This is a genomic window from Mycobacterium stomatepiae (assembly GCF_010731715.1).
GTDB lineage: Bacteria > Actinomycetota > Actinomycetes > Mycobacteriales > Mycobacteriaceae > Mycobacterium > Mycobacterium stomatepiae.
Genome location: NZ_AP022587.1, coordinates 3,408,619 through 3,434,701 on the forward strand (window position 1 = coordinate 3,408,619; position 26,083 = coordinate 3,434,701).

22 protein-coding genes and 2 pseudogenes are annotated in these 26,083 nt (G+C 66.1%); 11 read left to right on the top strand and 13 right to left on the bottom strand.

What is annotated here, in order from left to right:
* Positions 1-78: 78 nt before the first annotated feature.
* Together G6N54_RS16055 and G6N54_RS16060 are read right to left on the bottom strand one after the other, a co-directional pair.
* On the bottom strand, positions 79-1,281 hold the full coding sequence (locus tag G6N54_RS16055) for a cytochrome P450 (RefSeq protein WP_163790985.1): 1,203 nt from the start codon (positions 1,279-1,281) through the stop codon (positions 79-81).
* Positions 1,282-1,621: 340 nt separating this feature from the next.
* Positions 1,622-1,996 (bottom strand): hypothetical protein, encoded by a 375-nt coding sequence (locus tag G6N54_RS16060; RefSeq protein WP_163790986.1) that lies wholly within the window; start codon positions 1,994-1,996, stop codon positions 1,622-1,624.
* Positions 1,997-2,215: 219 nt separating this feature from the next.
* Here G6N54_RS16060 and G6N54_RS16065 point away from each other — a divergent pair, with 219 nt between their 5' ends.
* From G6N54_RS16065 to G6N54_RS16075, 3 genes are all read left to right on the top strand, one after another.
* Positions 2,216-4,075 carry a DUF7159 family protein gene (locus tag G6N54_RS16065; protein ID WP_170313054.1) on the top strand — a complete coding sequence of 620 codons (1,860 nt, stop codon included), beginning with the start codon at positions 2,216-2,218 and terminating at the stop codon, positions 4,073-4,075.
* Positions 4,076-4,169: 94 nt separating this feature from the next.
* Complete coding sequence (locus G6N54_RS16070; RefSeq protein WP_163790987.1) at positions 4,170-4,973, top strand: mycofactocin-coupled SDR family oxidoreductase; 804 nt, start codon at positions 4,170-4,172, stop codon at positions 4,971-4,973.
* Positions 4,974-5,101: 128 nt separating this feature from the next.
* On the top strand, positions 5,102-6,202 hold the full coding sequence (locus tag G6N54_RS16075; RefSeq protein ID WP_163790988.1) for a ferritin-like domain-containing protein: 1,101 nt from the start codon (positions 5,102-5,104) through the stop codon (positions 6,200-6,202).
* A gap of 12 nt (positions 6,203-6,214) precedes the next feature.
* Here the strand turns inward: G6N54_RS16075 and G6N54_RS16080 are convergent, their stop codons facing one another.
* Positions 6,215-6,856 carry a S1 family peptidase gene (locus tag G6N54_RS16080; protein WP_163790989.1) on the bottom strand — a complete coding sequence of 214 codons (642 nt, stop codon included), beginning with the start codon at positions 6,854-6,856 and terminating at the stop codon, positions 6,215-6,217.
* 193 nt (positions 6,857-7,049) lie between these two features.
* Between G6N54_RS16080 and G6N54_RS16085 the strand changes: the two genes are divergently transcribed.
* On the top strand, positions 7,050-7,904 hold the full coding sequence (locus G6N54_RS16085) for a L,D-transpeptidase (RefSeq protein WP_163790990.1): 855 nt from the start codon (positions 7,050-7,052) through the stop codon (positions 7,902-7,904).
* 205 nt (positions 7,905-8,109) lie between these two features.
* On the opposite strand, the gene G6N54_RS16090 is transcribed toward G6N54_RS16085, so the two are convergent.
* Complete coding sequence (locus G6N54_RS16090; protein WP_163790991.1) at positions 8,110-8,634, bottom strand: hypothetical protein; 525 nt, start codon at positions 8,632-8,634, stop codon at positions 8,110-8,112.
* Between the two features lie 392 nt (positions 8,635-9,026).
* Here G6N54_RS16090 and G6N54_RS16095 point away from each other — a divergent pair, with 392 nt between their 5' ends.
* Positions 9,027-9,797, top strand: a complete 771-nt coding sequence (locus tag G6N54_RS16095) for an alpha/beta hydrolase family protein (protein WP_163790992.1) — start codon at positions 9,027-9,029, stop codon at positions 9,795-9,797.
* A 120-nt stretch (positions 9,798-9,917) separates the two neighbouring features.
* Here G6N54_RS16095 and G6N54_RS16100 read toward each other — a convergent pair.
* A pseudogene (locus tag G6N54_RS16100) lies at positions 9,918-11,406 on the bottom strand (diacylglycerol kinase family protein).
* 42 nt (positions 11,407-11,448) lie between these two features.
* Here G6N54_RS16100 and G6N54_RS16105 point away from each other — a divergent pair.
* Positions 11,449-12,240: a hypothetical protein gene (locus G6N54_RS16105; protein ID WP_163790993.1), complete on the top strand. Its 792-nt coding sequence runs from the start codon at positions 11,449-11,451 to the stop codon at positions 12,238-12,240.
* A gap of 12 nt (positions 12,241-12,252) precedes the next feature.
* Here the strand turns inward: G6N54_RS16105 and G6N54_RS16110 are convergent, their stop codons facing one another.
* Positions 12,253-12,942, bottom strand: coding sequence for a GAP family protein (locus tag G6N54_RS16110; RefSeq protein ID WP_163794766.1), 690 nt, complete (start codon positions 12,940-12,942; stop codon positions 12,253-12,255).
* A gap of 115 nt (positions 12,943-13,057) precedes the next feature.
* Between G6N54_RS16110 and G6N54_RS16115 the strand changes: the two genes are divergently transcribed.
* Positions 13,058-14,452: a guanine deaminase gene (locus tag G6N54_RS16115; RefSeq protein WP_163790994.1), complete on the top strand. Its 1,395-nt coding sequence runs from the start codon at positions 13,058-13,060 to the stop codon at positions 14,450-14,452.
* A gap of 12 nt (positions 14,453-14,464) precedes the next feature.
* On the opposite strand, the gene G6N54_RS16120 is transcribed toward G6N54_RS16115, so the two are convergent.
* Entirely contained in the window at positions 14,465-14,770 is a 306-nt protein-coding gene (locus G6N54_RS16120) for a hypothetical protein (RefSeq protein WP_163790995.1), read from the bottom strand.
* Between the two features lie 119 nt (positions 14,771-14,889).
* Between G6N54_RS16120 and G6N54_RS16125 the strand changes: the two genes are divergently transcribed.
* Together G6N54_RS16125 and G6N54_RS16130 are read left to right on the top strand one after the other, a co-directional pair.
* Positions 14,890-15,117 carry a hypothetical protein gene (locus G6N54_RS16125; RefSeq protein WP_163790996.1) on the top strand — a complete coding sequence of 76 codons (228 nt, stop codon included), beginning with the start codon at positions 14,890-14,892 and terminating at the stop codon, positions 15,115-15,117.
* Between the two features lie 48 nt (positions 15,118-15,165).
* Entirely contained in the window at positions 15,166-16,668 is a 1,503-nt protein-coding gene (locus G6N54_RS16130) for a glycosyltransferase family 39 protein (RefSeq protein ID WP_232072850.1), read from the top strand.
* Here the strand turns inward: G6N54_RS16130 and G6N54_RS16135 are convergent, their stop codons facing one another.
* The 3 genes from G6N54_RS16135 to G6N54_RS16145 all read right to left on the bottom strand — a co-directional run bounded on the left by G6N54_RS16135 (position 16,669) and on the right by G6N54_RS16145 (position 18,890).
* Complete coding sequence (locus tag G6N54_RS16135; RefSeq protein ID WP_163790997.1) at positions 16,669-17,505, bottom strand: glycoside hydrolase family 16 protein; 837 nt, start codon at positions 17,503-17,505, stop codon at positions 16,669-16,671. It abuts the gene before it with no gap.
* A gap of 122 nt (positions 17,506-17,627) precedes the next feature.
* Entirely contained in the window at positions 17,628-18,461 is an 834-nt protein-coding gene (locus tag G6N54_RS16140) for a glycoside hydrolase family 16 protein (protein ID WP_163794768.1), read from the bottom strand.
* Positions 18,462-18,473: 12 nt separating this feature from the next.
* The gene (locus tag G6N54_RS16145; protein WP_163790998.1) at positions 18,474-18,890 is read right to left on the bottom strand and encodes a MarR family winged helix-turn-helix transcriptional regulator; all 417 of its coding nucleotides are present in this window, start codon (positions 18,888-18,890) and stop codon (positions 18,474-18,476) included.
* A gap of 117 nt (positions 18,891-19,007) precedes the next feature.
* On the opposite strand from G6N54_RS16145, the gene G6N54_RS16150 reads away from it, so the two are divergent.
* A complete protein-coding gene (locus G6N54_RS16150) occupies positions 19,008-19,631 on the top strand; it encodes a hypothetical protein (RefSeq protein WP_163790999.1) in 624 nt (207 codons plus the stop codon).
* 65 nt (positions 19,632-19,696) lie between these two features.
* Here G6N54_RS16150 and G6N54_RS16155 read toward each other — a convergent pair.
* Together G6N54_RS16155 and G6N54_RS16160 are read right to left on the bottom strand one after the other, a co-directional pair.
* Positions 19,697-20,955: pseudogene (locus G6N54_RS16155) on the bottom strand (IS30 family transposase).
* 105 nt (positions 20,956-21,060) lie between these two features.
* Entirely contained in the window at positions 21,061-22,077 is a 1,017-nt protein-coding gene (locus G6N54_RS16160) for an NADP-dependent oxidoreductase (RefSeq protein ID WP_163791000.1), read from the bottom strand.
* Between the two features lie 47 nt (positions 22,078-22,124).
* On the opposite strand from G6N54_RS16160, the gene G6N54_RS16165 reads away from it, so the two are divergent.
* Complete coding sequence (locus G6N54_RS16165) at positions 22,125-22,862, top strand: DUF3060 domain-containing protein (protein WP_163791001.1); 738 nt, start codon at positions 22,125-22,127, stop codon at positions 22,860-22,862.
* Positions 22,863-22,866: 4 nt separating this feature from the next.
* On the opposite strand, the gene G6N54_RS16170 is transcribed toward G6N54_RS16165, so the two are convergent.
* Positions 22,867-26,037 (bottom strand): ATP-binding protein, encoded by a 3,171-nt coding sequence (locus tag G6N54_RS16170; protein ID WP_163791002.1) that lies wholly within the window; start codon positions 26,035-26,037, stop codon positions 22,867-22,869.
* Positions 26,038-26,083: the final 46 nt, after the last annotated feature.

A 26,083-nucleotide genomic window follows, 5' to 3' on the forward strand; every position in this document is an offset into this window, starting at 1 on the left:
GACAACTTGGTGATCGATGCGACTTGGCCCAGCAGCCGCTTTGGCTACGCTCATCGGGTCAACGGTCAGGTGGCGTTTTCACGGTAGGACGGCTGGCAAAGTTTCCCAGCCGCGGACTGTCGATGTCGTGGTCATATGTGCCCTCGACAAGTCGATGTCCCACTCCGGGAAGCGGTTGAGCACCTCGTCGAGCGCCACGCGTCCCTCCATCCGGGCTAACGACGCTCCCAGGCAGTAGTGCACGCCGACACCGAAGCCAACGTGGGCTCCGGCTTTGCGGTGAACGTCGAAGACGTCACCATCGGGTGGGAATTGCCGGTGATCACGGTTTGCAGCACCGGCGAGCAACATCATGATGCTGCCGGCTGGCACGGGCTGTCCGTAGTACTGCAGATCGCGTGTGGTGGTCCGCGCGATGTGTGGGGCGGGAGGTTCGAAACGCAGCAGCTCCTCGATTGTGCCGGCAATCAGGCTGCGATCGGCGACCAGCTCCCGCCGCTGCTCGGGATGCTCGGCTAAAACCTTGCCCGCCCATCCGATTAGCCGAGTCGTTGTCTCGGCGCCGCCCGCAGCGACCAGCGTGATGCAAATCAGTAGTTCCTCACGGGTCAACCCCCGTACCTTGCCATCAAGGTCGGTGAATTCGACGCCGAGCAATTCGGTAACAACGTCGTCGGAGGGATGTTCGGCGCGCCAATCGAGGTACTCGGAGAATAACTGCCCGGTTTCCAGCCCTGAGGATGCGGCTTTCATTTCCCCGCCAGGCTCGGTGTTGACCTGACCTTCGGCGAGGTCGAGGACCTCCTGCCGCATCTCATCGGGAATTCCCAGCAGCCTGCACACGACTCTCACCGGCATCTCGGCACCCAAATTGGCGATGAAGTCAAAGACCCCGGTACCAACGAAGGGATCGAGACTCTCGGCACAGAATTGCCGTGCGGTGGCCTCGACCTCGCCCATTTTGCGTGGCGTGAACATGCGAGAAAGACTCTTGCGATAGATGTCGTGAAGGGGTGGGTCCTCCATAAGAAAAAGTCCGGGCGGAATCGCCATGTCGGCCTTGATCAACTCGAGAATATTGCCCCGAGCAGAGCTGAACGTCTCATGGTCATTCAGCGCCGCATGCACGTCATCGAATCGACTCAGCGCGTAGAAGTTGTGTTGCTTGTTGTACGACAGCGGCGCCTCCTCACGGAGCCGCTGAAACAGGGGATACGGGTCGGCGTTGAGTACCACATCGTAGGGGTCGTAGCACACCTCACTCGCAGTCTCGACACCCATAAATCTGCAACTCCTCCATCCGACCGTTCGTCGGACTCATCCTCACGTCGTACTGCAATTCGGTCAATGATTTGATAATTCACCCGTCGCTCTGAACTTCATCCACGACCGGTCGACCAAATGGCGCCTTGTACCGCGGACACAGCCGTATCGCATACCAACCCGGCCCACACCGCACCCGTAACCAAATCAGACCAAAACCGAAGGTAGCAGCCTGATTTGAGTTTGCTCCCAGCACGGTGACCATGGAACACCCGCTGGTATGCGAACACAGCTTCCCAAGGTGAATACGCGGGTTCGATTCCCGTCATCGGCTCCACGTTTTATCCACGACGTCGGGCTATCGCATCCGCCCAAGAAGATCAGCGAGCTGAAGCGTCGCCGACAACAACATGCCCTCGACCTGTAGCTGCTGACCCGGCGGCAGATTGCGAGTCTCGGCGTCGACCAGGGGGGCCTCCTGTTGCAGGGCCTTCAGCCGCCGATTCCGCTCGTCCGGGCTCAGGGTGTCCCAATTGTCGTGCAGATCAGCGATGTGGGCTTGAAAGTTCTGCACCGCCACCACCGGATCGGGGTCGACAACGGGACCGGGCGGCGGCTGCAGCGGATAGACGTGGGCCTGCACCGGCCCGGCCGTCATGTCTGCATGGGCGGTGCTCGCGGCAAGCGATGTGCCGGCCACCAGACCGGCAACTGCCAAGGCGGCAATCCTCATGGGAACTCCCTCGGGTGGTTCGAATTACCTCGTCGGGGAAAGTCCACATCCAGCGTGCTGCTACCGATCCCAACATCGACGCGGCGGGAAACGCATAGCGGGCACCCAGCATCCGCAGCACCCCGCCACAGCTTTTCGAGCGACGATCGGCTCACGACTCCGTGCGGCTCGTTCGGTCCAAACCAGGGCCAGCTGCCGAGATGTCGGGAGGCGTGGGCAATGGAAATCGTGCTCGGAGTTTCGATAGCGCCGGCTTCGGTTCAAATGGTGATGCTGCAAGGCGAAAACGCCGACGGCCCCACAATCGACGAGAACGAGTTCGCGATCGCCCCCGCCGACGACGCGCCCACCGTCAGTGCGTCCGACCGAGTGATCGCCGCCATCATGTGTACCCGCGAGGACGCGGCCGGCGCCGGGCTCGAACTGGACTCGATCGGGGTGGCGTGCACCGACCAGCTCGAAGCGGCCGTCCTGCGCGACAAGCTGGCCGCCCACAAGATCGAGAACGTCTTACTGGTGTCGGCGTTTGTGGCCGCGGCCGCATTGACCCAATCTGTCGGCGGCGCAATGGGTTACGAGCGCACCGCAATGCTGTTGGTCGAGCCCGACACCGCGACGCTGGCAGTTGTCGAGACCTCCGACGGTTCCGTCGACGACGTCCACAAAGAACAGTTGGACGCCGAGTCCGCGGTCACTGCGGAGCTGGTGGAGTTGGTCGCCGGCCTTGACGAGCTGCCGATACCGCCGGGCGGCCTATTCGTGGTCGGATCCGGTGTCGACACCACCGCGATCAGGCGGCACCTGGAAGAGGCGACGTCACTCATCGTGAACGTCCCGGAGGAACCGGAGACGGCACTGGCCCGCGGCGCGGCCCTGGCGTCCGCGCGTGCACTCATGTCGTCTACCGCCGCGCTGGCCTACGCCCAAGACCCCGGCACGGGTGCGGTCGACGTGACCGCGCTGCCCGAATATCTGAGCATCACGCACGACGAGCTCGGCGAGGACGACCTGGCCTACAGCGCCGTCGCCGACGATGAAGCCGATGCTCCGACGATGGTCCTGGACTCTTCAGGCGACAGCGAGCCTCGCCGCAGGCCCGGCCTGCTGGTCGGAACCGGGGTGGCAATAGCGGGCTTCAGCGCGGCGTTGGCTCTCGAGATCGCCCTGTCGTTGGGCATCCAGACGACGGCCGGTTCGCTGCCCGCCCCGATCCAGGGCATCATCGCGCCCGTCCAGCAGGCCCTGTTGCCTGCACCCGAAGTGGCCGCGCTGAAGATGGTGGAGCCAAAGCCGTTGAGCCCGGCTCCAGCCGCACGGCCGCCGGCGGTTCCGGTCCCCGCGGCGCCACCCGTTCTGGCCCCCGCGCCCGTTGCAGCCCCTGCGGCCCCGGCGCCGGCCGCGCCGGTTCCGATTTTGGTCCCGCCGATCGCGCCGGCCCCGATGCCGCCGATTCAGCTGCCCGACCCGCCCGCGAGTCCGCCGGTGGTCGAGTTCCCGCCGCACTCGTCGCCGCCGATCTACGTTCCCCCGCCGAAGTCGCCGCCACACCGGCCGCCTCCGGAGCAGAGCCCGCCGCCGAGCTCCGGCGGAGGTGGGCCGGCTAGCGGCCCGGGCCCTGTCCGGGGCAATCCCGGCAGCGGTGGTCCCGGCCATGGTGGTGGACCTGTTACTGGTCCCGGCCACGGCGCTCCCGGCGGGCCAACCAGTGGCGGTCCAACCGGCGGCGGCGGTCCAACCGGTGGCGGTGGCACGCCCGCCAGTGGCGGCGCCCCGACCAGCGGTGGCGAAGGTCCGGCCGGTGGCGCTTCGCCACCCGCCGCCAGTGCACCCTCGGGTGGCGGGCCAACCGGCGGCGGCGAAACCCCCAGCGGTGGCTCGCCCGTCGGGGGCGGCAGCAGCGAGAGCAGCGGCGGCAGCTCTACCAGCGGCAGCAGCTCCACCGGCGGCGAAAGCAGCGGCGGCAGCAGCTTCAGCGGCGGCAGCAGCTCTGGCGGTAGCGAAAGTAGTAGCGGCAGTAGCTCGAGCGGCAGTGGCAGTGAGAGCAGCAGTGCCGGCGGCTCTAGCAGTGCCGGCCATTAGCCAGCAACGAGATATGTTCCACGGCAATTGATTTCATGACGCACGGCAGACCTGCACGCGTCTCATCCAAAATCTGCAGGTAGCTTCTACCCCTATGGGTGCTTTGGATGGACGCGTGGCCTTCATTACCGGCGGGGCTCGGGGGCAGGGGCGCGCACACGCGTTGGCGCTGGCGGCCGAAGGAGCCGACATCGTGGCCGCCGATGCCCCCGATGCGATGACGGACCTGACCTACCCCCTGGGCACCGAGGACGACTTACGGGAGACGACGAAGCTGGTTGAAGCGCTGGGCCGGCGCTGCCTACCGCTCACCCTGGACGTGCGCGATTCGGTCGCGGTCGGCGCCGCGATCAAACAGACGGTCGCCGACATGGGCAGCCTGGACATCGTGGTGGCCAACGCCGGAATCGTCAGCACGGGCCTACTCGAAGACGTCAGCGACGTGATCTGGCAGCAGCTGATCGACACGAACCTGACCGGCGCATTTCACACCCTGCGGGCGGCCATACCCGTGATGCGGCAGCAGCAATTCGGGCGGATCGTCGTGACCTCCTCCATGGGCGGCCGGATGGGCATCCCCGAGCTGGCCGCCTACAACGCCACCAAGTGGGGCGTCATCGGCCTGGCGAAGTCCGCCGCCCTGGAAGTCGCCAAGGACGGCATCACGATCAACGTCGTCTGCCCGACCACGACCCAAACGCCGATGGTGCAGCCCTCCGACGGCGACGACGTCCCCGAGGATCTGGTGCGCCGGATGATGAGAGCCAACCCGATCCCGCAACCCTGGCTGCAGCCCGAGGACGTGAGTCGCGGCGTCGTGTACCTGGTCACCGACCCGGGAGTGATCACAGGAAGCGTGCTCGAGATCGGTCTGGGTGGCAGCGCGCGCATGCACTGACGTTTGGGGTAGCCGGCTACGCCGCGTCGACCGCTGAAACTCTCGAGAGGGTTGACGGCGCCGCCCCATTCGGCGCACTGTGATAGCCATCACATGACCACCGGTCAGCCGGCGGAGAGGTGCAGCTCATGACCACGAAAGACATGTACACCGACGTGCCCGCGCCGTATTCGTGGGAGGTGCCCAGCGCGGGCGACGCGCGCTTTACCTGGGAGTACGACGAGGGGCGCGCTCGGCTTCTTTCCTTGTATCAGAAGGGCAAGGACAAGCAGTGGGACGCGCAGTCGCGCATCGACTGGACACAAGAGGTCGACCCGATGAACCCGGTCGGGACGCCCGACCAGTTCCATCCCTTGTTCGGCAGCCCGATGTGGGAGTCCGCCGACGAAAGCCTGCGCGCGGAGATGCGCCGGCACGCTCAGGCCTGGAATTTCTCCCAGTTCCTGCACGGCGAGCAGGGCGCGATGGTGTGTGCGGCGAAGATCGTCGAGGTCGTCCCGGACCTGGATGCGAAGTTCTACGCTGCCACCCAGACCATGGACGAGGCCCGGCACGTCGAGACGTTCTCGCGGTTCCTGCAGGAGAAGGTCGGCCTGGTCTACCCGATCAACAAGCACCTGACCTCCCTGCTGGACGACACCCTGCGCGACTCACGCTGGGACATGCCCTACCTCGGCATGCAGGTCCTCATCGAGGGCCTCGCATTAGCCGCCTTCGGCGTGCAGCGTGACTTGGCTCCGCCGGACTCGCTGGCCAAGCAACTGCTCGCCTACGTTATGCAGGACGAGGCCCGACACGTCGCCTTCGGCCGAATCTCGTTGAAGGACTACTACTCCGCGCTCACCGAGGCCGAGCGTGACGAGCGCGAAGAGTTCGTCGTCGACGCGTGCTACCTGATGCGCGACCGCTTCCGCGGCGAGGAGGTTTTCGAAACCCTCGGCCTGGATGTCCAGGCCTGCGCCGAGTGGGTCGGCACCTCGCCGCTGATGATCCAATTCCGCTCGCACCTGTTCAGCCGCATCGTGCCGATCGTCAAGGACATCGGGTTGTGGGGCACCAAGGTGCAAAAAGCCTTCAGGGACATGGGTGTTCACGACATGGCAGATTTCGACATCGAGACGCTGATGAAGGCCGACGAGGATCAGGCTGAAGCGTTGGACAAGGCACACGCCGAGATGGCCGAGCGGGCCCTCGAGGTGGACCAGGTGATCGCGGCGGGCGCGAGCTAACGACCACGCTACTTAGCCGAGGATGTGCACGCCCCATCTGCCGAGCAGCGGCTGCACCAATACGAAGTAGGTCGTGTTGGGGTCGCCCGCCAGCGACGTGGACATCACCAGCCCGACCGCGGTAACGCTGCCGTCACCGTTCTTCACATAGCCCGGACCGCCACTGTCACCGGGCTGGGCGAACACATTGGCCTCGACGACCTCGCCGTCGATGCTCCTGACGGAGCCACATGTCTCACCGGTCGTCGCACCGAACTTGCAGAACGGCATCCCTGACTTGATCTGGGAGGTGCTCAACACGCCCCGGACGCGCTGGCCGCCGACGTCCCCGGGTGGCGCGCCGATGTCCGGATCAAGACGGATGATCGCGGCGTCTTTGAGGTCGCCCAGCATCTCGCTGGCGGTGATGTGTCCCAGCGGGACGTTCTCGTCGTAAGTGAACGGCGCACCGTGGTCGCAATGTCCGCTGGTGAACAGGTAGTAACCACCGTCGCCGCCCTGGGCCGCGAAACCCGTCGAGCACTTGGTGATTCCATCGCTGACCAGAATTCCGGGCGCGGGCGGCGGCGCGGCGACCGCCGTGCCCGCGAACCCCGCTGCGCACATCAGCGTGGCGCCGAACAGCCCAACCCCTCGAATCCAACGTGCCGACACACCGGCCCTCTCTGCTGACAACACTTGTGCCCAGACAATCCGCCCTGCGTACGACTCACGTTGACAGATCAGATCGCTGTAGCCAAATCGTGACGAACCCTTGATCAATTACTAACGCGCCCTTACGCTTCCGCAGCTCAACACCCATTTACCATCTCTATTGCAATTCTGTCGGCTAAAGGGAAATGAGGCTATGCGCCCGGGTATTCACTGTGCCTTTGCTGTCATCGGAATCGGCGCGAGCGTCGTCGCGGGGACGGCTGTCGTGCATCTGCCGGTATCGGCCGACGTGAGCCTCGCGTCGGCGAGCCAGTCGCATACGTTCCCGATCGCGTCGCTGCAACCCAGAAGCGGCCAGGCGGTCGGCGTGGCGCACCCCGTCATCGTGACCTTCCGCTCCCCCGTCACCGATCGGCAGGCAGCCGAACGCGCCCTCGACATCAAGTCCACGCCCGCGATGACCGGCAAGTACCAATGGCTCGACAACAAAGTGGTGCAATGGGTTCCTGACCGGTACTGGCCGGCGCACAGCACAATTGCGCTGACGGTGGAAGGCCAGCCATCCGAAATCAAGACCGGCCCGCGGGTCATCGGCATTGCCAGCATCTCCGAGCACACCTTCACCGTGAGCATCGACGGGGTCGAGTCGGGACCGCCGACGGCGTTGCCGTCGCCACACCACCGCCCGCACTTCGGCCAACCAGGCGTACTGCCGGCGTCGTTGGGTAGGCCCGAGTACCCGACGCCGGTCGGCTCCTACACGGTTTTGTCCAAAGATCGCTCGGTACAGATGGACTCCAGCACCGTCGGCATCCCCGTCAGCGCTCCCGACGGCTATCTCGTCAACGTCGACTATGCCGTTCGTATCACCAACCACGGGCTTTTCGTGCACTCGGCTCCCTGGGCGGTCAATTCGCTCGGCTTGGAGAATGTCAGCCACGGCTGCATCAGCCTGAGCCCCGAGGACGCCGAGTGGTACTACAACACGGTCAACGTCGGCGACCCGGTCGTCGTGCGCGAGGCCACGAACGAACTCCCCTCGTCGTAACGCCCTGCCGGTCAATCCCTCTGGCGTTGCCTCACGGCGTCGAGTGCGCGGCTATGGCGAGATTTCTGCGGATTTCCCGCCATAGCGCCGCACTCGACGACGGCCGGGCTTCACTCCGCGACAGCCGGGTTTCACTCGACTACGTTCCCCTGCCAATAGAAATGACCCGCCGGGCGCAAGCCCAGCGGGTCAATCCGAGCGGGGATCAGCCCCCGTGCACCGGCGAAGGACCGGGTGACACCGGCTGACCAGCCACCGGCCCACCGGTGGGCGGCGGACCGGTCGGCGCATCCTTCACCCCGGACATGTCGAGCAGCGGAGCAACCGGAATGCCATCCGCGACCCCACCCAGCGCAACCAGCGGAGCACCCAGCGGCAACGGAGCAGCGATCGGCACCGGAGGCGCGAACGGCAACGGGGGAACGACCGGCACTGGCGGAATCGGCGGTCCCAGCGCAATCAGCGGGGCACCAGCCGGAACGGGCACAATCCCCGGCCCGGGCACCACCATTGGGATACCGGCCATGTCGGTCAGCGGAGCCGCGCACGGTGCCGCCGCTGCTCCCCCTGCGGCCACCGGGGCGCCGGCCTCACCGGCCTGCCCATACATGCACGCACCGCCACCCGTCATATATGGGACGGCTGCCGCGTCCGGGCTCAACGCTATAGCGGCACCGCACAATCCAGCGCTAGCAACAACACCGATGTTGAATCGATCGAAGATCGTCATCAACGTCCCAACTCCTTCATTCGCGCAGCAGAACCACATAGCCGTAGCCAAGTCGCCTCTCGACGACCGCCCCCATTGTTGGTGGGTGACGCGCGACACGCCGCGCGCCGCACCGCGCTGTTTCCAAATGGTGACGTCACGACGGCGTCACAAGTCGGTAGCGCGAATACTGGGCTGCGCCAACGGGATCAGCGTCGCACAATGCACGATCTGTCGGCAGGTTCAGACCTGCACTTCGAAAGCCTCGGTCCGCATCGCCTTAACGGGCTCGCCGAAGCACCGAGGTCTTTGTGGTCAACACGCCGGCAGCTGGCTAGACACGCGACACCAGCCTCGTCGTCTTGGGCCACCAGGCCTTACGCGCACGGCCCGAGACAGGTTAGATCGGCACTATGGGCGAACGTGTCACGTTCCAGAGCTCCACGGGCGCGAATCTGGCCGGAGTGATCGAGGTCCCGGAAACTCCCGCACGCGGTTGGGGGGTATTCGCGCACGGCTTCACGCTCGGCAAGGACTGCCCGGCCGCGGCTCGCATCTGCAAGCAGCTGGCCACCGACGGCATCGGCATGCTGCGCTTCGACGCGCTGGGGCTCGGTGGATCCGACGGGAACTGGGGCGACGGGTCGTTCACCGTCAAGGTCGACGACGTCGTCCGGGCATGCGAGTTCATGGCCGACCGCGGGACGGCGGCCGACATCCTGGTCGGGCACTCGTGGGGCGGTGCCGCGGTGATCGCCGCGGCGATGCGGGCGCCCGGCGTACGATCGGTCGTCACCGTGGCGGCCCCGTTCGACCCCAGCCATGTCGAAAAGCATTACGACGCAGTGGTCGACCGCTGTCTGGCGGACGGCAGCGTCGAATGGCTGGTCGGTGGGCGCAAGCTCACCCTCAAGCGCGCCTTCGTCGAGGACGTCCGCGCGGCTGAGCTGCACGACAAGATCAAGGGCTTGCGGCTCCCGCTGCTGATCCTGCACTCGCCGACGGACAACACCGTCGGCATCGACAACGCAAGCGAGATCTTCCGGCTGGCCCGCCACCCACGCAGCTTCGTCTCGCTGGAGGGCTCCGATCATCTGCTCACCGCCCGTGGCCAAGCTCACCGAGCCGGGCGCATCATCGGCGCCTGGGCCGATGCCTACCTGGGCGCCGACGCGGAAAGCTAAGAAGCGCCGTCGCGTTGCGAGAGGCATTGCGCGACAACGCCAATGGGGTGTTGACTGGCGGCGAAAAGGCGATGATGGCGGAATGGCTCGATCGCCTGGCCGATCAGCCGAACGGGTAGCTCAGCGCATCGGGCGGAACACCGGCAGAATTCGGTATTTCGCGGTGAAGCTCGCTTCGCGGTACTCGTCGCCGACCTCGCCGTCGTGCGCGATCACGGTGGGTGCGTCAACGGCCGAGAAGCTGAATTCGGGCACCTGCAGCTCGTGGTAGAGCGGGCTGCGCTGCAGCCGTCCGAGGGCGAGCGCGCTCAGGATCCTCATCGTGGCGAACCGGCCCCCGGTTTCGAGGATGCGTACGTCGATCAGGCCGTCGTCCATCCGAGTTCGACGAGACGGGGCAAACCCTTTGGGCAGATACAGCGAATTGCCCAGGAAAAACAGCGATGTCAGCAACGTCTTGTTGTCGTAGCGGATGCGGACGGGTCGATCGTTGCGCAGCGTGTGCAACATCGCGTAGAAACCGGCCAGCGGCTTGCCGATACGTTTCTCCAGCTTTTCGCGCTGCTGCACGAACGCGGGATAGGCGCCGATGCTGGCGGTGTTGATCACGATCTGACTTTCGTTGAGGCACACCAGATCAACGCTGGCCACGCTGCCGCGACGGATCGACTGCACCGTCTTGGCCACGGTGTCGCACCCGATGTCCTTGGCGAAGTGGTTGAACGTTCCGGCGGGAAAGACCGCGAGCGGCAGGCCCGCGTCGAGCGCCACCCCCGCGGCGGTGGCGACCGTGCCGTCGCCACCACCCACCGCGAGCACCTCGGCCCGCGACGCGGCGCTGCGCAGCACCTGCTCGGGATCGTCGTCGGGACCGAGTTCCACGATCTCGGCCTTGGGCAGCTCGGCTCGCACCTCGTCAACGACCCGGGCGCCGGTGCCGCTGCCCGACGCCGGATTGACCACGAACACCACGCCCGCGCCGTCCGGCCGTTCCGGCGTCTCGATGCGCAGTGGCTCCGATTGCGGCAGAGCGGTTTCGGCGACGGGTGGCACCAGGCGCCCGCCCAGGACCGCGATCCCGGCGCCGATGCCCAACCCCGCGACGACATCGCCGGGGTAATGCGCGCCGGTGGCCACTCGCGACAATCCGACCAATCCGGCCAATAGCGCCAGCCCGAAACCCAAGGGAGGGTTCTCGAGACCCACTCCGACGGCGAACGCGGCGGCGCTGGCCGAGTGTCCCGACGGAAGCGAGTTGGACGTCGGGCGGCGGTGGGCTCTTCTGACCACCGGCACCGAATCGTAGAGCGGACGCGGGCGCCGGCGGATTCGTTTGGCGACCTGGTTGGTGAACAGGCTTGTGACACCGAGCGTCACGAGTCCACGGGCCGCGCCGCGCTGCGCGGCGGGATTCTTGGTCGCCAACAGCGCGCCGGCAATCACTATCCACAGTTTGGAATGGTCGGCCGCCCGAGTCAGCGGGGGCATGAGCGTGTCGAGCAGCGGCGTCGGGGTTTCGGCCACCGCGATAAACAACTCGCGGTCGAGGGTGCCCAAACCCCGGGTGATCTGCTTGATCCCGCGCGCGTTGCCAGGGCCCCCTGCTCATTCGCTACACCTTAGCGGCGGGACCGATAACAATTGACGGACTATGACCAGGCGAGCGGCGGCGGACTACCACCGGAAGTGGCTGGTCAACGCCGAGCGCTTGGGCGTGCCGATGGCGGTCACCGCCACGATCGCCGGGCGGCACGGCATCACGCACGAAAGCTTTCGGGTGCTGGAAGACATGGCGGAGTTCAACGACCCGGACGGCAAGTCGTTTTTCCTCATTCCGCCGGGCACCGCCGGCGACGAGGCACGCGCCGCGACACTGATGACCTACATCCTCAACGCGGGCACCGGTTACGGCGGCCCGACGAAACCGCCGACCGACTTTCCCGAGACGCCGTACACCGCCGATGAGGTGCAGCGGATTGCCGATCGCCAACAGGCGAACAACTGGAGTTACGACCAGGATGTCGGATTCGTCGACCGCAACGGCGGGCGCCTCGTCACCACCCCGAACGGCATGCTGATGGGCCTGGGCGGCAACCGGATCCAGCGACTGTTCAGCCAGCAGGGCGGCACCGCGTGGGGTGACATCTTCATGGTCAACGTGCCGGTGGACGCCGACGACTCGCGCGGCCCCGCGCGGCGGTTGCGCCAGATCGTCGAGTCCGGGCACGCGTGGTACACCGATCGCCAGGGCCGGCCCGTGGAAAGCAATCTCGCGCTCGACCGGGTGCTGCACCACGAAGAGCTGCATTCTCAGCAGTGGGCCGACAAAGGCCACTCCCGCATGATCACGGCCTACCTCTGGGAGGCATTGCGCGACAGTGTCTTTGGTAAGACCAATCGGCTCGAGGCGCAGGCCGGCCTGGCCGATGGCGGCTATCGGTAGCTATTGCCTCCGCTATAGCGCCTTAATTCCGTTGTGCAGCACCATCAAACCGATCAGGACCAGGATGGCCGCCATCAGTGCGGCGTTGTTCTTCTCCATCCAGTCCTTGATCTTTTCCATCGTGTTGTCGAGCCGGTGGCCCGCGGCCGCGTAGGCCAGGATGGGAATGGCGACCGTCGACGCGGACACGGCGACGAAGACGATTCCGGCCGAGAGTTTGTCGGCGTCGTGCAGGTCGGCGGTGCCGATGGCCAAACCGGCTGCCAGACACATCAGCAGCACCTCGACCCGGATCACCGTCAGCACCAGTCCGGCGATGGCCGCGCGCCGGGGGCGCATCGTGGAAAAGGAACGCATCCAGGCCGGCGACTCGGTGTGCCCGTGGCGGGTCACCGACCGGTAAATGCCGAACAGGATCAGCGCGGACCCAAGCACCACCCGCAGCCAGGACGCCCACGTCGGCGGGGATTTATGCATACCGTCCAGCGCACCGGAGCCCTCGACGAAGAGCACAGTCTGCGCCACCAAGCCGAACAGCCAACCCCCGAGGAAGGCCAGCCCGGCCGGCCGCGGGCGCGGCGCGTGCAGGACGAGGACGGCCGAGATGATCGACAGCGGCGAGACGGCGATAACCAGGGCCAGCGGAATGAGCGTGCTCAACAGCGAGCTCCAGCTTCCTGCCACGGGCAGCAATCCTTTCATCGACATCGTCACCGTGCCACCGAACAGCCGTGCTCACTGTCGGGCCGTCGCCGAGCACCGCTAGGTGGTTGTATGTGATTGCAGCGCGACGGGGAAAACACTAGGGGAAGATGACGTGGCTCGGATTCACCTTGGGCACATTTTTCACCTTGCCGGCTCTCCGCTGGTGTCCGAAGCCGTCCATGCCTTGGTGTCCATCCCCGAAGGCGCATTAGTCGTCGAGGACGACGGCAAGATCGCGTTCTGCGGTGACCGCGCCGGCGTCCCCCTGAAGTACCGGGCCACCCCCGTGACGGATCACCGACCCGGGTTTCTGCTTCCGGGCTTCGTCGATACCCATGTTCATTTCCCGCAGACCTTCGCGGGCGACTCGTACAACGGTGGGCAGCTGCTGGAGTGGCTGAACCACTGCATCTATCCCGCGGAGGCCCGCTTCGCCGATCGCAACTTCGCGCGCCGGGCGGCCGTCGAGTTCTGCGATCGGCGCATCGCGAGCGGAACCACGGCCGCCATGGTGTTCGGGTCGCCCTTTCCCGACGCGCAGGACACGTTGTTCGCCGAGACGGCACGCCGTGGGCTGCGGATCGTCAGCGGCCGCGGCATCCAGACCGTCGGACCGCAGGCCGCCAAGCCTTTGATGACATCGGAAGACGACGCGATCCGGCTGGCCCGTGAAGAGATCAACAAGTGGCACGCCGCCGACACCGGCAACGTGAAGACCGCCCGGCTGCACGTGGCGCTGGTACCGCGATTCGCGATCGCGGTGACCGCGCAAACCCTGAAAAGGCTTGGCGAACTGTATGATTCGGTGCGAGATCGTGGCGTGTACTTCCACACGCACCTCAACGAGAACGATCGCCCGGACACCGGCGAAGTCGACCAGACCAAGCAGATCTATCAGGTCGACTCGTACCTGGACACCTACGACGGTAAGTTCCTGCCCGGCTCGAAGATCGGCGGGCCGAGCATGCTCGGGCGGCGCAGCGTGATGGCGCACGCGGTGCACTGCCAGGACGCCGAACTGCAGCGGATGTCGGAGACGGGCACGTCGATCGCGCACTGCCCGGTGTCGCAACAGTTCCTCGGGTCCGGCACCATGCCGTGGCTCCGCACGGTCGCCTCCGGGGTAAACATCGCTGCCGGAACGGATTTCGGCGGCGGCGACGAATGGCCGATTCCGCAGGTGCTCGCGACGGCCTTCAAGGTGCACATCTCCGAACCTGGCGACGCAGGCGTGTCGATGCACCCGGCCGAGATGCTCTTCATCGGAACGCTCGGGGGCGCGCGCGCCCTCGACATGGAGGACCGGTTCGGCAACTTCGCCGTCGGCAAGGAGGCCGACTTCGTCGTCATCGACCCGAACCGCACTCCGGCACTCAAGGCCGTGATCACCGACGGCGTGCGATCCGATGACCCGGCGATGGCCCGCGACCAGACGCTGTTCGCCTTGCTGATGCGAGCGCGTGAGACGTCCATCGCCGGCACCTACGTGCAGGGCCGAAAGCTATAACCCTCACCGGGCCTAGCCCTTCCGGCGCAACGTCCAGGCCGGTATCCAGTGCGTCACGGTTTTCTGCTTGGACCCGTACACGATTGGATAGGTCACCAGCCCCCACCAGTCGCCCTGCTCGCACAGGCCCCAGCAGCTCAGCCACCCCTCGACGACCTTGTGCAACTGCAGCCCGTTGGGCTGATATCGGCCGGAGCGATGCGGCTCGCGCGGAAAGAGCACCGTCAGATCGATCAGCACCGCGATCGGCGGACGCACCACCCGGAACGGGTCGCGAAGCGGCTGCCCGTTGTACCCGATCGACGCCAACGGCCTCATTGTTCGATCATACGTTCGAATTGCGAAGGTCTGGTTGCGTCCAGTCAATTACCCTCGGCTGCCCCAGCAAATCGATATAGTTCGCCTCGCAAGGGATCATTACGACAGGGGGGATCCGCATGAAGACGGTTATCGCTGCCGGCTTACTGGCGTTTGGCGGGCTGATGACGACCGCGGTGGGCGTGGCCAACGCCGACGAAGTTCAGGTCGAGGTTTCCTACTCAACGCTGGCCGCATGCGAAGTCGACGGCCCACACGTCGAGATCACCACGAACAACCACCTGTACACCCACTGGGACTGCCGCCAGCACGCCGACGGTCTTTACTACCTGTACCTGACCAACTAGCGGGAGCGCCCGGGGAGAGTCCGGGTTTGCTTCTGGCACCATAACGGTGTGTCAGGGCGTCGCGTGCTGGACCCGCTGATCGTCGGAGTACTGGCCACCGTGGTAAGTCTGGCCGGCGCCGGCCGCCCCTCCTTCTGGTACGACGAGGCCGCGACCATTTCGGCCGCCTACAGTCGATCCCTGAGCCAGCTGTGGCAGATGCTCAGCAACGTCGACGCCGTCCATGGCCTGTACTACCTGCTGATGCACGGCTGGTTCCAGCTCGTCGCGCCGACCGAGTTCTGGTCCCGCGCGCCCAGCGGTCTGGCGGTCGGGGCCGCCGCCGCCGGAATCGTGTTGCTGGGCAACCAGTTCTCCTCCCGCGCCGTGGCGCTGGCCGCCGGGGCCATCTGTGCGGTGTTGCCGCGTTCGACGTGGGCGGGCATCGAAGCTCGTCCCTATGCCATGTCAATGATGGCCGCCGTATGGCTGACCGTCCTGTTCGTCTACGCGACGCGTCGCAACAAGGCCTGGGTTTGGGCGGCTTACGGTGTTGCTCAAGCGGTTTCGATCGTGCTCGATGTCTACCTCGTGTTGCTGTTGCTGGTGCACTTCGCGTTTGTCTGCGCCTTCCTGCGGGGGCGAACGGTGCTGACGGGCTTTGTCGTGACGTCGGCTCTAGCGAGTTGTGCCGTCGCGCCGTTCCTGTTCGTGGCCGCGGGTCAGGTGCATCAGATCAGTTGGGTCGCGCCGATCGGGCACCGAACGATCGAGGACGTGACGGTTCAGCAGTACTTCGAGCGGAGCCCACCTTTCGCGGTGCTCTCCGCGCTGGTGATCGCGGCGGCCATTGCCGTGTGGCGCTGGACATCGGTGAAACTCGTTGCGGCAGATCGGCAATTGCTGACCCTGGCGGCAGCCTGGCTGCTGATACCGACCGCCCTGATCGTGGCCTGGTCGGCGTGGCTGCACCCGATCTACACACCACGCTATCTGTGCTTCACCGCGCCCGCGATCGCACTGATCCTGGGCGTCTGCATCGGCGCGCTGGCGGCCAAGCCATGGGTGGCACCGGTGATCGTCGTCGCATTTGCCGTCGCCGCCGCACCGAATTACCTATGGGTGCAACATGACCCGTATGCCAAGTACGGAATGGACTACAGCCAGGTGGCGGATCTGATCACCGCCCAGGCGGCGCCGGGTGATTGCCTGCTGATTAACGACACCGTGACGTTTATGCCCGCACCGATGCGACCCCTGATGGCGGCGCGCCCCGATGCCTACCGGAAGCTGATCGATCTCACCCTCTGGCAACGGGCAACTGAGCGTCGGGATGTCTTCGACACCAACCTGATTCCTGAGGTCGTCGCTCAACCGCTGGGCCATTGTGGGGTCGTGTGGATCATCACCCAGGCCGACGAGTCGATGCCCGCCCACGAGCAGGGTTCGGCGATTCCGCCCGGGCCCCGCTACGGCGCGACACCGGCCTTCGCGGTCCCGCACGACCTGGGGTTCCGGCTGGTCGAACGCTGGCAGTTCAACCTCGTCCAGGTGATCAAAGCGCAGCGATAGCTACCAGATACGGATGTAGTCGACCAGCATGGAGGCCGGGAAGACACCCGCGGCAGGATCGCCCGCGCCCACGCCGCCGACCGCCAGCGTGAACATCGGCGTCATCCAGTAGCCGGGAATGTTGAACGGCCAGCGGAAATCGTCGGGAGCACCGCCGGCGACGTGAATGGGTTTGTTGGGAACCTTGAAGTACTCGGCGCCGTCGCGCGAGAATTCGAATCCCTCCTCGCCCCAATGCATCCGCCAGGTGTGCCAGTTGCCGTCGACCAATCCGGGAATCGATTTGCCTTCCCAGGTCTTGCCGTTGGACGCCGCGTGCACCGTGGTACCCGGAGCCCATTGGCCATTGCCGTACCACTCGAAAATGTCGACCTCGCCGTCCGGCAGCGGGTCCTCGTTGACTCCCCAGAAGGACGGCCACAGGCCGGGGGTCAGGCAGTCGAGCTTGATCTTCGCTTCCCAAGTCTGGTTGATCATGCTGCGGAAATTGCCGCGCAGCTTGCCGCTGTAATAGGTGTTGCTAAAAAAATCGTGGGTGGCGCACAGGACGAGGTTGGAGTGCCCATCCTGGAACACGTTTTGGCGGTCGTCGCGGTAGATCCCCTCGACGGGTGGGAAGACGTCGTCCTGCCAGGTCTGGATCGTCCACTTGCCCGGATCGGGAGGAGATCCCGCAGGCCCGTCGAACTCGTCGGCAAAGATGTACGGCCCACCGGGGCCGGCCGCCGGCGGTGCCTGCGGCGCCGACGGACGCGCCGCCGCTTCCGGGAGCGGCATTGACGCCGCCGCTGCCAGCATGCCGAGCCCAGTCGTCAACAACATGCTGCGACGATCCATATGCACGTACCACCCATCGCTAATGGCCGGAGTTCCGACTCGGCACGATCCCCCTCGGCCAACTCCCGCAAACGGTGTTATACAACCATGCGCGCCGACGGCGTGCATCCCGCACCCGGGGCTCAGAAGACGCGCACCCAGTCGACCAGCATCTCTGCCGGATAGGCGCCCGACGCGGGGTCGCCGCCGCCCGAACCACCGACCGCGAGGTTGAGCATCGGAAACAGCGTGTAGCCGACGTCGTTGAACGGCCACATCCGGATCGGATCGTGGACATCCTGGATGCCGGTCGCCGGAACGGTGAAGTAGGGTTCGGCGCCCTCGGCGAAGTCCTCCCAGAAGTACATGCCATCCGGATTCCAAGTCACGCGCCAGGTGTGCCACCCGCCATCGACCGCGATCGGGTGGGTCTCGAATGCCGTGCCGTCCGGGTTCGCGTGCACGGTGGTACCCGAGGGCCACTCCCCGTTGCCGTACCACTCCATCAGGTCGACTTCGCCACTGCGACCGGGATCGTCATTGGACAACCACCAGGCGGGCCAGCAGCCGCCAGTCAGGCAGTTGAGTTTGACGCGCGCTTCCCAGGTGGTCCCGATGCCACCCCGCCAGGTGCCGCTGACCAGGCCGCCGAAGTAGTTGCCGCCGTCCCGGGTGGCGCGCAGCACGAGGTTGGATTTGCCGTCGACGAACACGTTCTGCCGGCTGTCGCGGTACTGCCCCCAAAACTGGGGCCGGTCGAATCCGGTCGGGTTGTGGATCGGTGTACGTTGGCTCGCCACAACCCATTTCGACGAATCGGGCGCCGAACCGGCCGGACCATCGAACTCGTCGTGAAACAGGTAAGACCCCGCCCGCGCCGGCGCGGCTCCGGCCTTGGCGGCGGGGACCGTCGCGGCCAGGGCACCGAATCCGGCCAGCATCATCATCCGGCGACGATCCATACCTGGCATTCGCAGAGCGCTTTCGGTTCAAGGGGTGCCCGCAGCATAGAGCAGTTCTTTGAGCTGACTTTGCTGCTCGGCGGCGAGCCGGGTCAGAATTCGCTGTTCGGCCACCACCGCGGCCTCGGCGCGCTTCAGTAGAGCTTTGCCGCGCGGGGTCAGCCGGGCCGGCAGCGCACGACCCGACGGTGCCGACGCGGCACGACTGCAGGCGCCGCGGTTTTCGAGGGCATGCAGCACCTGGTTGGCCGCCTGCGCGGACACGTTGGTGCCGCGAGCCAACTCCGCACTCGTGAGTCCGGGGTGGTTGGCCAAGATCCGCAGGCACACGAATTCGGGCAGGCCGAGTCCCAGCGGCTTCAGCTCCGCGGCGACCTGGGGCCGCAACGACGCCATCACTCGGTACAACAGGAAACCCAAAGGCTCGTCATGGGAAGCACTCATGTTCACATGCTGGCATGCGCCACAACGTTCATCGGACGCAACCATCAACTTTGTTGACATTGCCGGAGTCGGTGGTATCAAGGAGCTTGATGGTCCATAACGAAAGGAACGACAAGGATGTCTGGTGACGGATTCTTCGGCGGCCCCGGCGGTTTCGGTGGTCCCGGTTTCGGTGGCCCCGGTTTCGGGGGCGGCGGCCCCGGCGGTTTCGGAGGCGGCTGGGGTAAGCACGGCTGGGGTCACGGCGGTCCCGGTGGCTTCGGTGGGGGCTTCGACCCCGGCGGTCGCCCTCCGCTCAAGCGCGCGGCCTTTGTCACGGCGGCGCTGTTGCTCGACGGGCCGGCCGACGCCGCGCAGGTGATCCAGCGGGTGTCGGACGCGACCGACGGCGCGATCACTCCTCCGCAGGAGATCGCGGAATTGGCCATCGGTCTGCTCGCGGGCCGTGGCGTGGTGACGGTCGACAACGGCGTGGCCACGCTGACCGAGCTCGGCAACAACCTGTTGAAGTGGCGTGGCGTCAGCAGCGAGACCGCGCACGCCTTCCTGGCCCGCGCGGGTCAGTTCGGCGACGTGTTCAAGATCCGCAGGGAGCTGTTCGAGATCGCCGGGCTGGCGCGCACGATCACCTGGACGGGCACCGACGAGCAGAAGCAACAGCTCGCCGAGTCACGGACCAAGGTTCTCGAGGCGCTGCGCGAGGCCAAGAAGACGCTGCACCGCGTTCTCGGCGAGGAGTAGGGCGCGGACGAGTGTGCGCCAACGGCGTTGCGTGTGCGCGTATGGCGGCGACACGCCGGGTGGATTCAAGGTTTGGTTGCAACAGTTGTGTCTGTCGGGGTGGACAGTAGCTTGTTGAGGCGGTTGGTGGGGTTGTCCCAGTTGAAGCGTTTTCGGGGTCGTCCGTTGAGTTCGTCGGCGACGTAGGCGAGGTGTTCGGCGTCGTGCACCGAAAGGTCGGTGCCCTTTGGAAAGTATTGCCGTAGTAGGCCGTTGGTGTTCTCATTGCTACCGCGCTGCCAGGGTGAGTGGGGATCGCAGAAGTAAACCTCGATGCCGGTGTCGATGCTGATGCGGGCGTGGTGGGCCATTTCGTGGCCTTGGTCCCAGGTCACGGTGCGGCGCAAGGTGGCGGGCAGGTCTTTGACCGCGGCGATCATGGCCTCGGCGACGGCCTCGGCGCTACGGGTATGGGGTAGGTGCAGCAGTCGGACATATCCGGTGGAACGTTCAACCAGCGTGCCGATTTGAGAGGCCTGGTCCTTGCCGATGATCAGGTCTCCTTCCCAATGGCCTGGCACGGCGCGGTCGTTAGCTTCGGCGGGCCGCTCACTGATGTTGACCATGCCTTGGATACGGCCGCGGCCGTCACCGGCGCAGGCCCGTCGGCGCGGTTTACGCAACGCGCGCCCGGTGCGCAGGCATGTCCTCAGTTCCCGGCGCAGTTCTCCGCGCCCTTGCACGTAAAGCGCCTGGTAGATGGTTTCGTGGGACACCTGCATCTCCGGGCGGTCAGGATAGGTCGCGGTCAATACCCCGGCGATCTGTTCGGGGCTGTACTTGTTGACCAACAACGCTTGCACCTCGGCCCGCAATTGCTCACAGCGGCCCAACTTGCCGGTCTTGGGTCGACGCGCCCGTTGCTCGCTGCGCCGCTGAGCGATGCGCGCCGAGTAGCCCGACTTCGCGTCCCAACCGGCCCGGCGGGCCCGAACCGATACCGGGCGCGATAACGGCCCACATGCCCTCGCATGACACCGTTGTGGGCAATCTCGCGCATGATCGTCGACGGCGCCCGGCCCAACCGGCGCGCCATCGAACGGATCGACTCACCGTGCGCGGTGCCGATCATGATCTGTTCACGCTCATCCGCCGACAGCCGCGGCCGTCGCTGTCCTTGAGGCTTTGACCATCGTGGATTCACACCACCAAACCTGCGAAACCACTTGCTACCGCACGTCGCCGACACGCCGACCGCCACCCCGGCATCCTCCGAGGACCATCCCGCAGCGATCAAATCCCAATACCGCCGCTGCACCACCAACAACTGAGGCTGACCCGTCATCAACACCCCTAACTACGAAGTGTTGCAACCACCCCTTGAACTCAAGCCGGGCGAGAGCGCCGTGGGCGCGCACTCAAAGCGCTGGATGCACAGCCAACGCCAACCTCAGCCCGAAGGCTCGCTCAGCTTGACCAACGTCTTGCCGATGTTGGCGCCGGTGAACAACCCGTTGAGGGCCTCCACGCACGACTCGATGCCGTCAAAGATGGTCTGGCGGTGCTTGAGCCGGCCTTCGGCCTCCCACTCGCGCAGTGCGGCAAAGGCTTCGTCGAAACGGCCCCATTGGTCGAGTGCGTTGAATCCCTGCATCAGGGCGGTCTTCGACAGCAGGTTCACGTAGTTGGCCGGACCCGGATGCTCACCGGTCAGGTAGCTGGAGATGACGCCGCAGAGCACGACGCGTGCGTTGTTGGCGAGCCGGCCGAGCACCGCGTTGAGGATCGGCCCCCCGACATTGTCGAAGTAGACGTCGACGCGCTTGGGGCAATGCTGCTTGAGCGCGGCGGGCACATCGTCGTTCTTGTAGTCGATGCATGCGTCGAATCCGAAGTCCTCGACCACTGCCCGGCATTTCTCCGGCCCGCCCGCAATGCCCACCACCCGGGCTCCGGCGATCTTGGCGATTTGCCCCGCGATCGACCCGGTGGCGCCCGCGGCCGCCGAGACCACCACCGTCTCACCGGCCTTGGGCTTACCGATGTCGGTCATGCCGAAGTAGGCGGTGGCACCGGTAGGGCCGTACACCGACATGATCGCCAACTGGTCGTCTTCGCCCGGGATGGGCGTGCTGAACACGTCGTCGCGGATGATCACGTATTCCTGGAATCCGGTCAGCGTGGTGATCACGTCGCCGACGGCATAGGCGTCGCATCGCGATGCGACGACCTCGCCGATGCCGGCCGCCCGGATCACCTCGCCGAGCTGCACCGGCGGCAGGTAGCTCGGCTGGTCGTTCAGCCAGGTCCGGACCGCCGCGTCGAGCCCGACGTAGGTCGTTCGGACCAGTGCTTCACCGTCGCCGGGTTCGGGTGCCGGCCGGGTGATCAGCTCGGTGTCATCGCGCGAAACCAGCCCGGTCGGGCGGCGTCGCAACAGGATCTGGCGATTCGGCATGTCGGGCACGCTGCTGAAACTACCCATTGGACGCCGTCTGGTGGGAGCATCTGTCCATGGAATCGCAGGACGACCCGGAAAAACGGATCCGGGACCTCGAGCGCCCGCTGGCCGAGACCGCGCGCGCTTCCGAATTGGGTGGCACCCCGCAGGGTGGCCACGCGTACCCGCCGCCGCCACCCGGTCCGGTGCCACCTCCGCTGTCCGGCTCGGTGCCACCGCCGCCGCCCATGTACAACTACGGCGGCCCCTACGGCGGGCCGTCGCCGACATCCTCGGGCAACCGACTGTGGTGGATCGTGGGCACCGTCATCGTGATCGGTGTGCTGGCACTCGCGGGCGGCATCGCAGCCTTTGCCGCACACCAGATTTCCGGTGTCCGGTCGATCATCAACTCGGAGATCTCGACCACGCCCAGCACGTCGTCGCGGGTGACGACATCGCCCCGGACAACCACGCGCAGCCCGAGGTCGTCGACCAGCGCGCCGCCCACGACCTCGGGTCCCTCGACGTTGCCGCTGCCGCCGCAGGCCGCGCCGCTCGACGTGTCCGGCATCGACGAGAACAAGACGATCGTGTGCAACGACAACGTGGTCACCGTCAGCGGGATCAACAACACGATCGTGATCACCGGCCACTGTGCCAGCCTGACGGTCTCCGGCATGAAGAACTCGGTCACCGTCGATTCCTCCGACGCGATCGACGCGTCGGGCATGAACAACCAGGTGACGTTTCACTCGGGCTCGCCGAAGATCTCCAACTCCGGGGTCGACAATGTGGTCGCGCAGGGCTGAGGCGTCAGTCCGCGGCCATCGCGTCGGCCTGAGCCACATAGCCCTCGAATCCGACATCGTGGGCTCTGGCCCGAAAGCGTTGCAGGAGCTGCCGATAGCCGGACTCGTCGTCGTGGACTCGGGCAAGCAGGGCCCGCAGCCGTAACACCGGAATTTCGTGCAGCACGAATCCGGGCTCGACCGGCACGTCCGCGAGTCTGTCGATCGCGTGCTGCGCGGCGTCGACATCGCCGGGGCCGCCCCGCGCTAGCAGCGTCTCGACGAGCGCGGCAGTCGCGGGTGCCCGGAACATCATTGTCCCGGCCTCGAACTGGGCGTTGAGAATCCGGGAAACCAGGTCGATCGCGCCGTCGAGATCGCCGGAGCGGGCACGCCCGCGAGCGATTTCGGCGTCGGTCATGCGCCGAATCGCCACGATCAGCTTCTCGTCGACGAGCATCTCGCGAGCCTTCGCCAGATATTCGAAGCCCTCCCCTATGTTTTCGCCCTCGGAGTGGATCAGCGCGGTCGCCCGATTCACCAGCGCGTACGCCAAAGCGGCGTTGTCGCCGGAGCGTCGGGCGATGTTCAGCGACTCGGTCGTCTGCCTCACGTCTTCGGCGGTGGGCAGCACCGCGCCGTTCTGCACCGCGGCCGCATATTTGTACAGCTGCGCGAACGGGTGAGTGGTCGGATCGAACGACCGGGCCATCGCGATGCCCTCTTCGAGATCCTGCCGCCAACCCGGCCGGCCCAAAAACATTCCGGCCGCGCCCTTTAACGTGATCGCCCAGGCCAGCGGGGAGCCGATCACGAAGTTGCCCATGGTGGGATCACCCTGCGCGACGTCGATGATCCGCTGGGCCAGCTGCAGGCATTCTGTCGCCTCGCCGACCTCCCACTTGGCCTGGGCGGCGGCATAGAACAGCCCGGCCGTCATGGCCGGATCGCCGATCGACTCGACGAGCGTGGCGAACTCCGTGGCCATCGCGGCCGCCTCGCGGTGCTGGGAGTTGAACGTCAGCGTGGTGAGGTGGCCCGCCATGCCGACGGCCAACGACCGCTTGTCGCCGGCCTGCGTGGTGAGGGCGCGCAATTCGTCAAATCCGGTGTCGTCCGGCGTACCGCCCACCTGAAATACACTGCCGCACAACAGTGCTCGCGATGCGATACGAATGGCCAGCCGGTCGGGGTGATCGTCGGGGAGCCGGTCGGCGAATCGCTGCGCCTGTTGCCAACTGGCCCGGGCGGCGCGGATATCCCGCCCGCCATACCAAGTCCCGGCCTGCATGTACCACTCGTAGGCCTCGCGCAAATCCCCGGCCGCTCCGTACTGCGTGGCGACGATCGAGGCTTCTTGACCAGTGAACTCGCCGTAGTTGCGCTGCAACACCGCCGCCACTCGCCGATGCAATTCGGCTCTGCCGGAAATCAACTGGGATTCGTAGGCCACCGCCTGAATAAGCGGATGGCAGAACGCGTATGTCTCGTGCGGTGTGAAGCCGACCTGTTCGACGAGTGCCGCCTGGACCAGCGGCGCCAAGTCGACGGCACCCAGCAGACACTTCAGCAGCTCGGTGTCGAACTGTGCACCGATGACGGCCGCGGCGTTCAGGGTGCGCTTCGCGGTCGCGCTCAGTCGGTCGATGCGTGCCCCGATGATGCCCTGCAGGCTCGCCGGAACTTGAATTTCGCGCACTTCGCGCACACACACGTAGGAGCCCGGCGCGCCCTCGAGTTCGCCCCGCTCGGCGAGATCGCGCACGATCTCCTCGGCGGCGAACGGCAGGCCGGCCGCGTGATCGGCGATCACCGTCGACAAGCCCGCCACCGAAGGGTCGGTCCCCAACAGCTCGTTGATCAATTCTTTGATGTGCGAATCGCGCAGTGGCGCAAGTGAAAACGGATGAGCACCCGGGATCCGGGACAGGGGCCCAGAGTATTCGGGCCGGTAGACGACGATCAGGGCCGCACGCATGCCGGGCACCGCCTCCGCGAATTCGGCGAGCAGCGATTCGCTCACGCTGTCGATCCACTGCGCATCGTCGACGACGTAGAGGGCGGCCCCGGGCCGAGCCAGCGAAACGGTGTTGATCAGGTCTACCAACCGGCGGCGCCGCGCGTCCGGGGTGATGTCCGGGCAGGGCACATCCGGGTCGCGGATACCGAGCAGGTCGTCGAGCAGTACCAGATCCTCGGCGCTCGCCTCGGGGATTTCGGCGCGCACCCGCGCCCGCGCCACCTCTAGGGTGAGGCCGCCGAGACCGAAGACCGCGCGCAACAGCCGCGAGATCACGTGGAACGGGACCTCGCGGGTATGGGATTCGCAATAGGTGACGAACACTTCGACACCACCGCTGCGTGCTGTCGCCAGCGTCTCACGCATCAGCCTGGTCTTGCCCACGCCCGGGCGACCGGTCACCGTGATCACGGTTCCCTCGCCGCCCGCGGCCCGGTCCAGCAACTCCGCGACGGCGTCCTTCTCGCTCTGGCGTCCAACCAGCCGGGACTGCTGACGGGGCTTGCGACGTCCAGCATCGACGCTCAGCAGGCGACGCGCCGGTACCGTGGTGGCGAAGCCCTTGATGTGCACGGTCTCGGGCTCACCCAGCACGACGCGGTCCTCGACGAGCCGTGCCGTCGATTCGCTGAGCATCACACCGCCGGGCGGTGCCAACGTTTCCATCCGCTGGGCCATGCCCACTTGTTCGCCGACCGCGGTGTAACCGAGATGGGTCGCGCCGAGATCGCCGGTGATCACCTGACCGGAATTCAGCCCGACCCGCAGCCGCAGGTCGATCCCGTCGCGGCGGCCCACCTCGACCGCCAGCTTGCGGACCCCCTCCTGGATCTCCAGTGCCGCAAGGCAGGCGCGAAAAGCATGGTCTTCCAGCGTGATTGGCGCTCCAAATAGCGCCATGATGCCGTCGCCGGTGAACTTGTCGACGGTGCCGCCGTAACGCTGGACCACGGCTGCGGACTGATCGACGAGCTCGGTCATCACCTCGCGCAGGCGTTCGGGGCCCAACGCCGCGGCGATGTCCATCGACCGCACCACGTCCGCGAAAAGAACGGTCACCTGCTTGTATTCGGCGGTCGCGACCGCCGGCGCCAGTGCGGCGCCGCAGGCATCGCAGAAGCGGGCACCCTCACGCGGCTCCGTGCCGCACACCTGGCACACCGGCGGTGCTGGCATCACGTCTAAAACCCAAGGCGGAATCCCTGCTAGTGGGAACGCCCCG

What these genes read in the sequence shown, in the direction of transcription:
- G6N54_RS16150 (WP_163790999.1), top strand. Translation starts at nt 19,008, where the DNA reads ATGTCTGGTGACGGATTCTTCGGCGGCCCCGGCGGTTTCGGTGGTCCC.
- G6N54_RS16170 (WP_163791002.1), bottom strand. Translation starts at nt 26,037, where the DNA reads ATGCCAGCACCGCCGGTGTGCCAGGTGTGCGGCACGGAGCCGCGTGAG.
- G6N54_RS16090 (WP_163790991.1), bottom strand. Translation starts at nt 8,634, where the DNA reads ATGACGATCTTCGATCGATTCAACATCGGTGTTGTTGCTAGCGCTGGA.
- G6N54_RS16145 (WP_163790998.1), bottom strand. Translation starts at nt 18,890, where the DNA reads ATGAGTGCTTCCCATGACGAGCCTTTGGGTTTCCTGTTGTACCGAGTG.
- G6N54_RS16065 (WP_170313054.1), top strand. Translation starts at nt 2,216, where the DNA reads ATGGAAATCGTGCTCGGAGTTTCGATAGCGCCGGCTTCGGTTCAAATG.
- G6N54_RS16135 (WP_163790997.1), bottom strand. Translation starts at nt 17,505, where the DNA reads ATGGATCGTCGCAGCATGTTGTTGACGACTGGGCTCGGCATGCTGGCA.
- G6N54_RS16120 (WP_163790995.1), bottom strand. Translation starts at nt 14,770, where the DNA reads ATGAGGCCGTTGGCGTCGATCGGGTACAACGGGCAGCCGCTTCGCGAC.
- G6N54_RS16070 (WP_163790987.1), top strand. Translation starts at nt 4,170, where the DNA reads ATGGGTGCTTTGGATGGACGCGTGGCCTTCATTACCGGCGGGGCTCGG.
- G6N54_RS16095 (WP_163790992.1), top strand. Translation starts at nt 9,027, where the DNA reads ATGGGCGAACGTGTCACGTTCCAGAGCTCCACGGGCGCGAATCTGGCC.
- G6N54_RS16165 (WP_163791001.1), top strand. Translation starts at nt 22,125, where the DNA reads ATGGAATCGCAGGACGACCCGGAAAAACGGATCCGGGACCTCGAGCGC.
- G6N54_RS16110 (WP_163794766.1), bottom strand. Translation starts at nt 12,942, where the DNA reads ATGAAAGGATTGCTGCCCGTGGCAGGAAGCTGGAGCTCGCTGTTGAGC.
- G6N54_RS16055 (WP_163790985.1), bottom strand. Translation starts at nt 1,281, where the DNA reads ATGGGTGTCGAGACTGCGAGTGAGGTGTGCTACGACCCCTACGATGTG.
- G6N54_RS16075 (WP_163790988.1), top strand. Translation starts at nt 5,102, where the DNA reads ATGACCACGAAAGACATGTACACCGACGTGCCCGCGCCGTATTCGTGG.
- G6N54_RS16125 (WP_163790996.1), top strand. Translation starts at nt 14,890, where the DNA reads ATGAAGACGGTTATCGCTGCCGGCTTACTGGCGTTTGGCGGGCTGATG.
- G6N54_RS16085 (WP_163790990.1), top strand. Translation starts at nt 7,050, where the DNA reads ATGCGCCCGGGTATTCACTGTGCCTTTGCTGTCATCGGAATCGGCGCG.
- G6N54_RS16060 (WP_163790986.1), bottom strand. Translation starts at nt 1,996, where the DNA reads ATGAGGATTGCCGCCTTGGCAGTTGCCGGTCTGGTGGCCGGCACATCG.
- G6N54_RS16105 (WP_163790993.1), top strand. Translation starts at nt 11,449, where the DNA reads ATGACCAGGCGAGCGGCGGCGGACTACCACCGGAAGTGGCTGGTCAAC.